Genomic DNA, 13,569 nt, shown 5'->3' on the forward strand with positions numbered 1-13,569 from the left:
GGTTCGTTCGTTGGACACACGCGGGCCAGGCCCGCGTGCCTGGTCAGCCGCAGCCGCCCACGTAGTTGCATTCGGTGCAGCGGGTGCAGCCGTCGATCTTGCGCAGCGCGCGCGCGCCGCACTCCGGGCACTTGGCGCCCGAGGCGTTCGGCGCCACGCCTTCGACGGTGGTGGCCACCGGCTGCGGGGTGGTCTCGTGCGAGCAGCAGACGCGCTCGGCAAAGCGCTTGGCCAGCACCGGCACTGGCACCTGGTGGCCGTAGGCGTCCAGGAAGCCGCGCCGGATCAGGATACGCTGCAGCATGAAGGCGATCGCCGCCACTTCCGAGTCGTGGTACACCGGCACCTGGGTGCCGTCCTCGCGCGTCAGGTAGCCGCAGCGCACCGGGCCTTTTTCCCACACCACTTCACGCATGTCGGCCAGCGCCTTGGCGATCGGGCTGCCGGCGCGCGCGACCATCGACAGCATCCGCATCGATGCGGTGATCCACTGCTGGCCGTCGCTGCGCTGGTTGGTCGGCATGAAGAAGTCGAACGGACGCTCGATGGCGACCGGCTGGCCGTCGTACACGCCCTGGGCGCGGATGAAGCTCACCGTCAGGTACACCGACTTCTTGCCTTCCTGGGTCGAGTACTCGATCTTCGATGTCACCGATTCCAGCTCGCCCAGCGGGCGCCGCTCGAAGCGCTTGCGCAGCGGGTCGTCGTCGGGCGCCTTGAGCTTTTCCGGCTCGGGCGTGGCCGACAGCACGCTGCCGATCACCGAATTGGGGCGGTAGGTCGCCAGGCCCTTCAGCCCGGCGCGCCAGGCCTCGGTGTACAGGTCGCGGAAGTCCTCGTACGGGTAATCGGCCGGCACGTTGACGGTCTTGGAGATCGCGGTATCGACGAACGGCTGCACCGCCTCCATCATCTGCAGGTGGTCGATGGCGCGCATCTGCAGCGCGGTGACGAACTGCGGCGGCAGCTTGGCGTCGTCGGTCACGTCGTTGCCGAGCTGGCGGTACAGGCGCCAGGCGTGGTCGGCCACCTCGTAGGTGCGGGTCGAGCCGTCAGGCTGGCGCTTCTTGCGATGGTAGGTCCACGAGAACGCCGGCTCGATGCCGTTCGAGGCGTTGTCGGCGAACGCCAGCGAAATGGTGCCGGTGGGCGCGATCGACAGCAGGTGGGAGTTGCGGATGCCGTGCTCGCGGATGGCCGCGCGCAGCGACTCCGGCAGGCGGCCGGTGAACTGGCCCTGCAGGTAGCGCTCGGCGTCGAATTTCGGGAACGGGCCTTTTTCGCGGGCCAGCTCGATCGAGGCGGCGTAGGCGGCGTCGCGCAGCTCGATTGCGATGCGGGCCGCCAGCTCGCGGCCTTCGTTCGCGTCGTAGCGCAGGCCGAGCATCACCAGCGCGCTGCCAAGGCCAAGGAAGCCCAGGCCGATGCGGCGCTTGGCCTGCGCTTCTTCGGCCTGCTGCGGCAGCGGCCACTCGGTCGCGTCCAGCACCAGGTCGAGCATGCGCACGGCCACCGCGGCCACTTCGCGCATGCGCGCGAAGTCGAAGCTGGCCTGCGGCGTGAACGGGCGGTCCACGAACATGGTCAGGTTCAGCGAGCCCAGGTCGCAGCAGCCGTAGGCGGGCAGGGGCTGCTCACCGCAAGGGTTGGTGGCGCGCAGGGTCTCGCAGTACCACAGGTTGTTCTCCGCGTTCATGCGGTCGATGAACAGCACGCCCGGTTCGGCGTGGTCGTAGGTGGACTGGATGATGCGGTCCCACAGCTCGCGCGCGCGCAGCTGGCGGTACACCCAGATGCCGTCGTCGCGCTGCCATGCGCCGGCTGCGATCTGTTCATCGCTGGGCTCGGCCGCGTGCACCAGGTCGAACGGCGCGTCGGCCTGCACCGCTTGCATGAAGGCGTCGGTGACGCCCACGGACAGGTTGAAGTTGGAGAAGGCGCCGTTGTCCTTGGCGGCGACAAAGGCTTCCACGTCCGGGTGGTCGATGCGCAGCACGCCCATCTGGGCGCCACGGCGCGCGCCGGCCGATTCGACCGTCTTGCACGACGAGTCGAACACTTCCATGTACGAGACCGGCCCCGAGGCGCGCGACTGGGTGCCGCGCACCTTGCTGCCGAACGGGCGGATGGCGGAGAAGTCGTAGCCGACGCCGCCGCCGCGGCGCATGGTCTCGGCAGCTTCCGAGAGGGCGGTGTAGATGCCGGGCAGGCCGTTTTCGGCGCCGGTGATCGAGTCTCCCACCGGCTGCACGAAGCAGTTGATGAGGGTGGCCTTGATGCCCATGCCCACCGCGGAATTGATGCGGCCGGCCGGGACGAAGCCTTGTTCCTGGGCCCACAGGAAGCGCTGCTCGAGGTCGGCGCGCAGCGGTTCCGGTTCGAGCGCGGCCAGCGCGTTGGCTACGCGCGCGCGCACGTCGGCGACGGTTTGTTCAGTGCCCTTGGCGTATTTTTCGCGCAGCACATCGAGCGACACCTCCTGCGGTGCCATCTGTGACGTGCTGATTATCTTGTCGTTTGCATTCATGCCTAGCGGTCCTAATTGACTGTTCTGGCCTTTGCGGCCAATCGAACAGACTATCCATGAATGCTGGAAACGACGCCTTAAACTAGTTTAAGAAGCCTGTGCAGCCAGGCGTGCCTCCAGCTCTGCCACGCGTGCTTCGAGCAGCTCGAGTTTGGCCCGGGTCTTGGCCAGCACCTGGGCCTGGATGTCGAACTCCTCGCGCGTGACCAGGTCCAGCTTGGAAAAGCCCTGGGTCATCATGGCCTTGACGTTGCGCTCGATGTCCTTGACAGGCGAGTTCTCGAAAGCCTGGTTGAGCTTGTCCTGCAAGTCGTTGAAGAAAGTATTCATTCCGTTTCTGTTCCTGGCGAAGTAGGCGGCTGCACCGGCGCGGTGCGCCTGCCGCCTGTTGGTGCGCCCGCGCGGCGCGGGCAGCGAAATCCTGAAACCCATTTGGTGCGTGCTCGCTCAAAAAGCAAGCACGGCACGGTTCTTGGGACATGGCACGCATCCTGCTAGATGAAGGTCAGGCGTGCATATCGATTGTAACCGCAACAGGATCATCGTTCACGAAGGGGATGTCATGAAAATGAAACAAGCAGTCACGGCCGCGCTGGCGCTGGCCGCATGCAATTGGATCGTCCCGATGGCGCAGGCGCAGGAGCAGCCGGCGGCCGAGCACCAGGTGAGCTACAACGCGGCCGTGGTCAGCGACTACCGGTACCGCGGCATTTCGCAGTCGCGGCTGGACCCGGCGCTGCAGGGCGGCGCCGACTACACGCACACCCCGACCGGGCTGTACGCCGGCACCTGGCTGTCGACGATCCACTGGACCGGCGACCTGGGCGGCTCGGGCAGCGTCGAATGGGACCTGTACGGCGGCAAGCGCGGCGAGCTGGGCGGCGGCGTGAGCTACGACGTGGGCGGCCTCTACTACTTCTACCCGAGCAACGGCCTGCACCCGAACGCCAACACCTTCGAGCTCTATGGCCAGCTCGGCTACGGCCCGGGCTACCTCAAGTATTCGCGCAGCCTGACCAACCTGTTCGGCACCGCCGACAGCAAGCAGAGCGGCTACTGGGACCTGGGCGCGAACATCGATACCGGCTGGCAGGCGGTAACGCTGCAGCTGCACGCCGGCCGCCAGCAGGTGCACCACAACGATGCGCTCTCGTACACCGACTACAAGGTGGGCCTGGCGCGCGACTTCGGCTGGGCCACCGTCGGCCTGGCCTGGGTCAAGACCAACACCAGCGCCTACGTGGCGCCGGATGGCCGCAGCCTGGGACGCTCGGGCGTGGTCGCGTCCTTAACCAAAACTTTTTGAAAGAGGTAAGTCATGAAAATGATCACAGCGATCATCAAGCCCTTCAAGCTGGACGAGGTGCGTGAAGCGCTGTCGGCCATCAACGTGCACGGCATGACCGTGACCGAGGTGAAGGGCTTTGGCCGCCAGAAGGGCCACACCGAGCTGTACCGCGGCGCCGAGTACGTGGTCGACTTCCTCCCCAAGATCAAGATCGAGGCGGCGGTGGACGACGCCATCCTCGACCAGGTGATCGAGGTGATCGAAACCGCTGCGCGCACCGGCAAGATCGGTGACGGCAAGATTTTCGTCGCCAGCCTCGAACAGGTCATCCGTATCCGTACCGGCGAGACCGGCAACGACGCACTCTGAAAGGAACGCCATGAAACGAACCATGACCCGCGTGCTGGCTGCCGCTTGCGCGCTCGGCACCGCTTTGCCCGCCTGGGCTGCCGCCCCCGTCGTCAACAAGGGCGACACCGCCTGGATGCTCGTCGCCACCTTGCTGGTGGCGATGATGTCGATCCCTGGCCTGGCCCTGTTCTACGGCGGCCTGGTGCGCGCCAAGAACATGCTGTCGGTGCTGCTGCAGGTCTTCATGATCTTCTCGGTCATCACCGTGCTGTGGTACCTGTACGGCTACTCGCTCGCCTTCACCGAAGGCAATGCCTTCATCGGCGGCCTCGACCGCGCGCTGCTGCGCGGCATCTGGGACCCGGCCACCGCCACCTTCTCGACGGCGGCCACCTTCAGCAAGGGCGTGGTGATTCCCGAGTTCGTGTTCGTCGCCTTCCAGGGCACCTTCGCGGCCATCACCTGCGGCCTGATCGTCGGTTCCTTTGCCGAGCGCATGCGGTTCTCGGCGGTGCTGCTGTTCTCCGTGCTGTGGTTCACCTTCGCTTACCTGCCGATCGCGCACATGGTCTGGTTCTGGCCGGGCCCGGACGCGATCACCGACGCCGCCACCCTGGCCAAGGCCACCTCGCAGGCCGGCTGGCTGTGGCAGAAGGGCGCGCTCGACTTCGCGGGCGGCACGGTGGTACACATCAACGCTGCGGTAGCCGGCCTGGTCGGCGCCTTCGTGGTGGGCAAGCGCATCGGCTACGGCCGCGAGTACATGGCGCCGCATTCGCTGACCATGACCATGATCGGCGCTTCGCTGCTGTGGATCGGCTGGTTCGGCTTTAACGCCGGTTCGGCGCTGGAAGCGGGCGACGTGGCCGCGCTGGCCTTCGTCAACACCATGCTGGCCACCGCTGCCGCTGCCGTGTCCTGGCTGCTGGGCGAGTGGGTCTTCAAGGGCAAGCCGTCGATGCTGGGCGCCGCCTCGGGCGCGGTGGCAGGGCTGGTGGCGATCACCCCGGCCTGCGGCTATGTGGGCCCGATGGGCGGCCTGGTCATCGGCCTGGTGGCCGGCCTGGTGTGCCTGTGGGGCGTCAATGGCTTAAAGCGCATGCTGGGCGCCGACGACTCGCTCGACGTGTTCGGCGTGCACGGCGTGGGCGGCATCCTGGGCGCGCTGCTGACCGGCGTGTTCGCTTCGCCGAACCTGGGCGGGCAGGGGATTTTCGATTACGTGACCAACAAGATGTCCGCCGATGCGTATTCGATCGGCGCGCAGGTGTGGGTCCAGGCCCAGGCCGTGCTGACCACCATCGTGTGGTCCACGGTTGTGGCATTGATTGCGTACAAGCTGGTTGACCTGACGGTCGGCCTGCGGGTACCGGAAGAGCAGGAGCGAGAAGGGCTGGATATCACCAGCCATGGAGAATCGGCGTATCACTCGTGATAAAACGAGGGTATAGCTGACCGGAAAGGCGCCTTCGGGCGCCTTTTTTTGTCCCTTCCAACAGCACGGCCTTTAAAAACGGATGACGCGCCCCGATGTATCCTTACCATACTTATAAAGAAGCCAAACTAAGGACGCTACATTCATGGTTCCGCACCTCGTCACCGCCCTGAACGGTCCCCTGCTCGACCTGGAAAAGAAAATCCTCGAGGCCACCCCGGCCATCGAGCGCTGGTTCCGCCTTGAATGGCAGGAGCACACCCCGCCGTTCTACTGCTCGGTGGACCTGCGCAATGCCGGCTACAAGCTGGCCCCGGTGGACACCAACCTGTTCCCCGGCGGCTTCAACAACCTGGCCACCGAGATGCTGCCGCTGGCGGTGCAGGCGGCCATGGCGGCGATCGACAAGTACTGCCCGGATGCGCGCAATCTGCTCCTGATCCCGGAAAGCCACACGCGCAACCCGTTCTACCTGCAAAACGTGCAGCGCCTGATGCAGATCTTCCGCCAGACCGGCCTGCATGTGCGGCTCGGCTCGCTGTCGCCGGAAATCACCCAGCCGACGCCGCTGGCGCTGCCGGACGGGAACATGCTGGTGGTCGAGCCACTGGTGCGATCGAGCAACGGCCGCCGCGTCGGGCTGGCCGACTTCGACCCGTGCACCATCCTGCTCAACAACGACCTGTCGGCCGGCGTGCCGCCGATCCTGGAGAACATCCACGAACAGGCGCTGCTGCCGCCGGTGCACGCCGGCTGGGCGGTGCGGCGCAAGAGCAACCACTTCAAGGCCTTCGACGAGGTGGCCAAGAAGTTCGGCAAGCTGATCGACATCGACCCGTGGCTGGTCAACCCGCTGCACGCCAAGTGTGGCGAGGTCAATTTCCAGGAAGACCAGGGGCTCGATTGCCTTGCCGACAACGTATCGATGCTGCTGTCGAAGATCAAGAAGAAGTACAAGGAATACGGGATGAAGGAGCAAAAGCCCTTCGTCATCGTCAAGCCGGACGCGGGCACCTACGGCATGGGCATCATGACCGTCAAGGACGCCAGCGAAGTGCGCGACCTGAACCGCAAGCAGCGCAACAAGATGTCGGTCATCAAGGACGGCGTGCAGGTGACCGACGTGATGATCCAGGAAGGCGTGCCGACCTTCGAGTCGATCGAGGACAAGGTGGCCGAGCCGGTGGTGTACATGATCGACCGCTACGTGGTGGGCGGCTTCTACCGCGTGCACGCCGAGCGCGGCGTGGACCAGAACCTGAACGCGCCGGGCTCGCAGTTCGTGCCGCTGGCGTTCGCGCAGCAGCACGCGGTGCCGGACCTGAAGGCCAAGCCGGGCACGGCCGCGCCGAACCGGTTCTACGTGTACGGCGTGGTGGCGCGGCTGGCCTTGCTGGCGGCGTCGCTGGAGCTGGAGCGTACGGATCCCAATCCGGAAGTGTATTAAGCGGTAGGGTGGGCTCTCGAGCCCACGCCGTTCACGCGCCGCGTGTGCACGCGTGGGCTCAAGAGCCCACCCTACGCGCCACCGGCCACCATTGCACCACACCCCACGCAAACTCGGGCACCAGCAGCAGCCACAGGAACGGCGCGCCGGTATTGGCCAGCGCCCACGCCATCCACGTGGAGAACAGGAAGCGCCCCGTCCCGTCGAAGCGGCCCAGGCGCACCGACGGCTCGACCAGCCGCAGCACCGACCACACCAGCACCACGGACCCCATCAGGCAGGCGATCAGCGTCTGGAAAATGCCGAACGGCGGGAGCGCTGCGCCGCCCAGCATCTGGTTGGTGGCGGACATCGCCTCGTGCGCGAGGGCGAAAGTCCAGGGCGTGGCAAACAGGGCCGTCAGCACGATGTCGTACCAGGCGCTGGCGCGCACGATGCGGATGAATGCGGGCAGGGGAATCGGTGTCATGGGTATCCTCTTGAAGAAACGGGACGCCCATCGTCAACCGTGGAGTACACTCAAGGGTCAAGCACTTTGTAGGATGGATATGCAAATCGGCGAACTGGCGCTGGCAACGGGCCTCTCCCGCGATACCCTGCGTTTCTATGAAAAGCGTGGCCTGCTGACCGCGCGCCGGCGCGGCAACGGCTACCGCGACTATCCGCCCGAGGCCGCCGACTGGCTGCGCTACGTGCGCATGGCGCAAACGCTGGGGTTCACGTTGGCCGAAATCGAGGCAGGGCTGCCCCTGCTGGCAAACCCCGAACAGGCCGGCGCCGAGCTGCGCGCGGCGCTGCGCCGCAAGGTGGCTGAAATCGACACGCGCATCACGGCACTGGCCGAGCTGCGCGCCGGCCTGGCGCGCCGGCTGGAAGAACCGATGGCCGCCTGCCCGCTGCAGGCCGGAAAGGCCGTGTGAGCCCTGCCGTACCAAAGCCGCCAACCCGGCGGCCTTCACCGTTTCCGGCTAAAATCTGGGCATTCATCCAATGGAACCGCCCATGAAAATCGCTTTTCTCGCCGATCCGCTGTCCAGCTTTAAAACCTACAAGGATTCGACCTTCGCGATGATGCGCGAGGCCGCCAAACGCGGCCACGAGATCTACGCCTTCGAGCAGCACGACATGGCGCTCGAACAAGGCATCGCCACGGCCGAGGTCGCAAAGATCACGCTGACCGGCGAGCTTGACGACTGGTACCGCGCCGCGCCCGGCGAGTCGGTGCCGCTGTCGTCGTTTGACGCGATCATCCAGCGCAAGGACCCGCCGTTCGACATGGAATACGTGTACGGCACCTACCTGCTGGAAATGGCCGAGCGCCAGGGCGCGCGCGTGTTCAACAAGCCGGCCGCGATCCGCAACCACAACGAAAAGCTGACGATTGCGCAGTTCCCCGAGTTCACCGCGCCCACGCTGGTCACGCAGAGCGCGACGCGCCTGCGCGAATTCCACGCCGAGCATGGCGACGTGATCTTCAAGCCGCTCGACGGCATGGGCGGCTCGGGCATCTTCCGCGTCAAGGCCGACGGCATGAACCTGGGTTCGGTGATCGAGACGCTGACCCTCGAAGGAAAGCGCACCATCATGGTGCAAAAATACATTCCCGAGATCGTCAAGGGCGACAAACGGGTGCTGGTCATCGGCGGCAAACCTGTGCCGTTCGCGCTGGCGCGCATCCCGCAAGCCGGCGAAGTGCGTGGCAACCTGGCCGCCGGCGGCACCGGCGTGGCCCAGCCCTTGTCCAGCCGCGACCGCCAAATAGCCGAGGCGCTCGGTCCAGTTCTGGTCGAGCGTGGCCTGTTGCTGGTAGGATTAGATGTGATTGGCGATTTCCTGACGGAAGTGAACGTGACGAGCCCGACTTGCTTCCAGGAGATCACCGACCAGACCGGTTTTGACGTAGCCGCGATGTTCATCGACGCGGTCGAGCAGGCTTTGAACACTTGAGACCATGGTAGGCATCCTCCTGCTGACCCACGCACCGCTGGGCCAGGCATTCATTGCGGCGGTCGCGCACGTATTTCGCGGACCGACCGAGCGCTTCGAGGCGATCGACGTGACCGCGGACCAGGACCTGGCCGAGGTCAACGCGCTGGCCCGGCGTGCCATCGCGCGCCTGGACGACGGCGATGGCGTGCTGGTGATCACCGACATCAAGGGCGGCACGCCGTGCAACTGCTGCAATGCGCTGGCCGACGCGGGCCATGTCGAGGTCATCGCCGGGATCAGCCTGCCCATGCTGCTGCGCGCAATCACCTACCGCCGCGACTCGCTGGACGTGGTGGCCGAGATGGCGCTGGCCGGCGCGCAAAATGGCGCGGTAAAGATCGACAACCGGGTGAGGGTGGGGCCGGATTAAAACATCAAACAAAAGTACACCCCTACTTTTGTTTGGAGAACCATTGGCTAAAAATCACCGGCAAAGCCGGATGATTTTTAGATGCAAAAACAAGGTGGTAAGGCGTAAGATCGACCATATAACGACAAGATGATTCAACAGGAACTCGAGATTATCAACAAGCTGGGCCTGCATGCCCGGGCCTCCGCCAAATTCACCCAGCTCGCCGCCAAATTCCAGAGCGACGTCTGGCTCACCCGCAACGCGCGCCGCATCAATGCCAAGTCGATCATGGGCGTGATGATGCTGGCCGCGGGCAAGGGCGCGAAAGTCACCCTCGAGGCCGAAGGCCCGGACGAACAAGAGGCAGTGCAGGCGCTGGCCGCGCTCGTCAACGACAAATTCGGCGAAGGCGAGTAATGCCTTACGAACCGGGCCAGGGCCGACTTCAGACGAGACCACCAATGGCATCGTTCACGCTCCACGGCATACCGGTCTCGCGCGGCATCTCGATCGGCCGCGCGCACCTGCTCACGCCGGCCGCGCTCGACGTCAAGCACTACCTGGTGCCGGAAGAGCAGGTCGAAGCCGAAGTGCAGCGCCTGCAGGACGCGATCGCGCAGGTGCACCGCGACCTGGAAGCGCTGTGGACCGACCTGCCCAAGGACGCCCCCACCGAGCTGGGCGCCTTCATCGACGTGCATGCGCTGATCCTGTCCGACCCGATGATCTCGGAGGCGCCGCTCGACATCATCCGCACCCGCCACTACAACGCCGAATGGGCGCTGGTGACCCAGATCGACGAGCTGTCCTCGCAGTTCGACGAGATCGAGGACGAGTACCTGCGCGAGCGCAAGCACGACATCCAGCAAGTGGCCGAGCGCGTGCTCAAGGTGTTGATGGGTACCGCGCTGCCGATGCCGCCGCCGCGCGAGGACGACGACAGTTACCGGCCGCAGATGATCGTGGTCGCGCACGATATTTCGCCGGCGGACATGCTGGCCTTCCGCGACCGCTCCTTCATCGGCTTCGTCACCGACGTCGGCGGCCAGAACTCGCACACCGCGATCGTGGCGCGCAGCCTGGATATTCCGGCCGCGGTCGGCCTGTCGCAGGCCTCGCGCCTGATCGAGCAGGACGACTGGGTCATCATCGACGGCGACGCGGGCGTGGTGATCTGCAACCCGAGCCCGCTGGTGCTGGAACAGTACCGGGCGCGCCAGGCCGCGCTGCTCAAGGCGCGCAAGCGCCTGCTCAAGCTGAAGAAGACGCCGGCCGTCACGCGCGACGGCACCCCGGTGACCCTGCTGGCCAACATCGAGCTGCCGGACGACTGCCCGGCCGCGCTCGAAGCCGGGGCCACCGGTGTGGGGCTGTTCCGCTCCGAGTTCCTGTTCATGGGCCGCGCCGGCCAGCAGCACAAGGTGCCGGGCGAAGACGAGCAGTTCGAGCAGTACCGCAAGGCGGTGCTGGCGATGAAGGGGCGGCCGGTCACCATCCGCACGCTCGACATCGGCGCCGACAAGCCGCTCGACCCGACCGAGCACAATGCGCTCAACCCGGCGCTGGGCCTGCGCGCGATCCGCTACTGCCTGGCCGAGCCGCAGATGTTCCTGACCCAGCTGCGCGCGATCCTGAGGGCGTCCGCCTATGGCAAGGTGCGCATCCTGATCCCGATGCTGGCGCACGCGTTCGAGATCGACCAGTCGCTGGCGATGCTCAGGCAGGCCAAGGCCACGCTGGCCGAGGAAAATACCAAGTTCGACCCCGCGATCGAAGTGGGCGCGATGATCGAGATCCCGGCCGCCGCGCTGGCGCTGCCGATGTTCATCAAGCGGCTGGACTTCCTGTCGATCGGAACCAACGACCTGATCCAGTACACGCTGGCCATCGACCGGGTCGACTACGAAGTGGCGCACCTGTACAATCCGCTGCACCCTGCCGTGCTCCAGCTGATCGCGATGACCATCGAAGCCGGCAAGAAGGCCGGCAAGGACGTGGCCGTGTGCGGCGAGATGGCGGGCGACGTCAAGCTCACCCGCCTGCTGCTGGGCATGGGCCTGCGCGAATTCTCGATGCATCCGGCCCAGCTGCTCGCGGTCAAGCAGGAAATCCTCAACAGCGACCTGAAGGCGATTGCGCCTTGCACGCGCAAGATCCTGCGCTCGATGGAGCCTGCCGAAATCGCGCAGGCGGTGGAGCAACTGCAGGCCATGTAACTATCGTAGGGTGGGCGCGTCCCCCGCCCACGCGTCCAAGCGGCGCTGGCGCTGACGGAACCTCTGCTCGTGCCGGATTTGAACGCGTGGGCGGGAGAACCGCCCACCCTACCAACAACCAAGAAGCCTTAGATGGGATCAATCGGAAACGTCACGCCTCAGTCGATGCACTTCGCGGAACCGTTGCGCCTGCAAAGCGGCGCCCAGATCAGCGACTACACCCTGATGTACGAAACCTACGGCACGCTCAATGCCGACAAGTCGAACGCGGTGCTGATCTGCCACGCGCTCAATGCCTCGCACCACGTCGCGGGCACCTACGCGGATAACCCGAAAAGCGCCGGCTGGTGGGACAACATGGTCGGCCCCGGCAAGTCGGTGGACACCAACCGCTTCTTCGTCATTGGCGTGAACAACCTGGGCTCGTGCTTCGGCTCGACCGGGCCGATGCACACCAACCCGGCCACCGGCAAGCCCTACGGCGCGGCGTTCCCGCTGCTGACGGTGGAGGACTGGGTGGCGGCGCAGGCGCGCCTGGCCGAGCGGCTTGGCATCGGGCAGTTCGCGGCGGTGATGGGCGGCTCGCTGGGTGGCATGCAGGCGCTCACCTGGTCGATCATGTTCCCCGAGCGGCTGCGCCACTGCATCGTGATCGCGTCCACGCCCAAGCTGTCTGCGCAGAACATCGCGTTCAACGACGTGGCGCGCCAGGCAATCCTGACCGACCCCGACTACCACGGCGGCGACTTCTACGAGCACGGCGTGGTGCCGAAGAACGGCCTGAAGGTGGCGCGCATGATCGGCCACATCACCTACCTGTCCAACGACGACATGGCCGAAAAATTCGGCCGCAAGCTGCGCAACGCCGCAGAAAATAACGACTACAAGTTCGACTTCGGCATCGACTTCGAGATCGAATCCTACCTGCGCTACCAGGGCGACAAGTTCTCCGAGTACTTCGACGCCAACACCTACCTGCTCATCACCAAGGCACTCGACTACTTCGACCCGGCGCGCGAATACGACGGCAACCTGACGAAGGCGCTGGCCGGCACGCAGGCGCAGTTCCTGGTCGCCTCGTTCACCACTGACTGGCGCTTTTCACCGGAGCGCAGCCGCGAGATCGTGCAGGCGCTGGTCGATAACCGCCGCCGCGTGACCTACGCCGAAATCGACGCGCCGCACGGCCACGACGCGTTCCTGCTCGAAGACCCGCGCTACATGAACGTGGTGCGGGCTTACTACGACCGCATCTGGGGCGAATCGCTTGCTAAGGAGGCGGCATGAGCACGCAACAGACTACCCTCATCCGCCCGGACCTGGCGTTCATCTCGCGCTGGGTGCGCGAAGGCGCGCACGTGCTCGACGTGGGCTGCGGCGACGGCGCCATGCTGCGCTACCTGGAGCAGGCCAAGCGCTGCACCGGTTACGGCATCGAGATCGCGGACGACAAGGTGCTCGAAAGCGCCAAGCGCGGCATCAACGTGATCCAGCACGACATGGAGCAGGGGCTCGGCCTGTTTGGCGACAATTCCTTCGACACCGTGCTGTGCCTGTCCTCGCTGCAGATGATGCAGCAGGTCGAGGCGCTGCTGCGCGAGATCGTGCGGGTCGGGCACGAGGCGATCGTCTCGTTCCCCAACTTCGCCTACTGGCCGCACCGCGTGGCGCTGCTCAAGGGCCGCATGCCGGTGTCGCGTTCGCTGCCGTACCAGTGGTACGACACCCCCAACGTGCGCTGCGCCACGATCTACGACTTCCAGGAGCTGGCCGAGGAATGCGGCCTGGAGGTGCTCGAATGCGTCGCGCTGGCCGACGGCGCGCCGGTGCACTTCCTGCCCAACCTGCGCGGCAGCCTGGCGGTGTTCAGGCTGCGCAAGAAGGCGCGCGCTGCGGCCTGAGCCCGCGCCGCCTGCGGCCCGCTTGGGTTTATGATTGCCGAAACGATCATATCGCCGGGAGGA

Annotated in this window: 14 protein-coding genes; 11 read left to right on the forward strand and 3 right to left on the reverse strand. The window is 65.7% G+C overall.

The genetic code is table 11. From position 1 onward, the window contains the following. Window positions 1-43 precede the first annotated feature (43 nt). The gene (locus tag NX774_RS22540) at window positions 44-2,527 is read right to left on the reverse strand and encodes an adenosylcobalamin-dependent ribonucleoside-diphosphate reductase (RefSeq protein ID WP_258824541.1); all 2,484 of its coding nucleotides are present in this window, start codon (window positions 2,525-2,527) and stop codon (window positions 44-46) included. Between the two features lie 87 nt (window positions 2,528-2,614). Further along, window positions 2,615-2,857, reverse strand: coding sequence for an accessory factor UbiK family protein (locus tag NX774_RS22545; protein ID WP_258824542.1), 243 nt, complete (start codon window positions 2,855-2,857; stop codon window positions 2,615-2,617). A 238-nt stretch (window positions 2,858-3,095) separates the two neighbouring features. Between NX774_RS22545 and NX774_RS22550 the strand changes: the two genes are divergently transcribed. The 4 genes from NX774_RS22550 to gshA all read left to right on the forward strand — a co-directional run bounded on the left by NX774_RS22550 (window position 3,096) and on the right by gshA (window position 7,048). Then, on the forward strand, window positions 3,096-3,833 hold the full coding sequence (locus NX774_RS22550; protein WP_258824618.1) for a TorF family putative porin: 738 nt from the start codon (window positions 3,096-3,098) through the stop codon (window positions 3,831-3,833). Between the two features lie 12 nt (window positions 3,834-3,845). Continuing rightward, window positions 3,846-4,184: a P-II family nitrogen regulator gene (gene glnK, locus NX774_RS22555; RefSeq protein ID WP_258824543.1), complete on the forward strand. Its 339-nt coding sequence runs from the start codon at window positions 3,846-3,848 to the stop codon at window positions 4,182-4,184. Window positions 4,185-4,206: 22 nt separating this feature from the next. After that, entirely contained in the window at window positions 4,207-5,601 is a 1,395-nt protein-coding gene (locus NX774_RS22560) for an ammonium transporter (RefSeq protein ID WP_370660469.1), read from the forward strand. A gap of 145 nt (window positions 5,602-5,746) precedes the next feature. Beyond that, window positions 5,747-7,048, forward strand: a complete 1,302-nt coding sequence (gshA, locus tag NX774_RS22565; protein ID WP_258824545.1) for a glutamate--cysteine ligase — start codon at window positions 5,747-5,749, stop codon at window positions 7,046-7,048. A gap of 58 nt (window positions 7,049-7,106) precedes the next feature. Here gshA and NX774_RS22570 read toward each other — a convergent pair whose 3' ends face one another. After that, on the reverse strand, window positions 7,107-7,517 hold the full coding sequence (locus NX774_RS22570; RefSeq protein ID WP_258824546.1) for a hypothetical protein: 411 nt from the start codon (window positions 7,515-7,517) through the stop codon (window positions 7,107-7,109). Window positions 7,518-7,596: 79 nt separating this feature from the next. Here NX774_RS22570 and NX774_RS22575 point away from each other — a divergent pair, with 79 nt between their 5' ends. The 7 genes from NX774_RS22575 to metW all read left to right on the forward strand — a co-directional run bounded on the left by NX774_RS22575 (window position 7,597) and on the right by metW (window position 13,506). Then, window positions 7,597-7,968 carry a MerR family transcriptional regulator gene (locus NX774_RS22575; RefSeq protein WP_258824619.1) on the forward strand — a complete coding sequence of 124 codons (372 nt, stop codon included), beginning with the start codon at window positions 7,597-7,599 and terminating at the stop codon, window positions 7,966-7,968. An 82-nt stretch (window positions 7,969-8,050) separates the two neighbouring features. Further along, the gene (gshB, locus tag NX774_RS22580; protein ID WP_258824547.1) at window positions 8,051-8,995 is read left to right on the forward strand and encodes a glutathione synthase; all 945 of its coding nucleotides are present in this window, start codon (window positions 8,051-8,053) and stop codon (window positions 8,993-8,995) included. Between the two features lie 4 nt (window positions 8,996-8,999). Then, window positions 9,000-9,407 carry a PTS sugar transporter subunit IIA gene (locus NX774_RS22585; RefSeq protein WP_258824548.1) on the forward strand — a complete coding sequence of 136 codons (408 nt, stop codon included), beginning with the start codon at window positions 9,000-9,002 and terminating at the stop codon, window positions 9,405-9,407. A 129-nt stretch (window positions 9,408-9,536) separates the two neighbouring features. After that, window positions 9,537-9,806 (forward strand): HPr family phosphocarrier protein, encoded by a 270-nt coding sequence (locus tag NX774_RS22590; protein WP_258824549.1) that lies wholly within the window; start codon window positions 9,537-9,539, stop codon window positions 9,804-9,806. A 44-nt stretch (window positions 9,807-9,850) separates the two neighbouring features. Then, window positions 9,851-11,605 (forward strand): phosphoenolpyruvate--protein phosphotransferase, encoded by a 1,755-nt coding sequence (ptsP, locus tag NX774_RS22595; protein WP_258824550.1) that lies wholly within the window; start codon window positions 9,851-9,853, stop codon window positions 11,603-11,605. A 132-nt stretch (window positions 11,606-11,737) separates the two neighbouring features. Further along, window positions 11,738-12,892, forward strand: a complete 1,155-nt coding sequence (gene metX, locus NX774_RS22600) for a homoserine O-succinyltransferase MetX (protein WP_258824551.1) — start codon at window positions 11,738-11,740, stop codon at window positions 12,890-12,892. Beyond that, window positions 12,889-13,506, forward strand: a complete 618-nt coding sequence (gene metW, locus NX774_RS22605) for a methionine biosynthesis protein MetW (protein ID WP_258824552.1) — start codon at window positions 12,889-12,891, stop codon at window positions 13,504-13,506. Before metX ends, metW begins: the two co-directional genes overlap by 4 nt. Window positions 13,507-13,569: the final 63 nt, after the last annotated feature.

The sequence above is a fragment of the Massilia agilis genome, from assembly GCF_024756255.1.
Taxonomy (GTDB): Bacteria; Pseudomonadota; Gammaproteobacteria; order Burkholderiales; family Burkholderiaceae_D; genus Telluria; species Telluria agilis.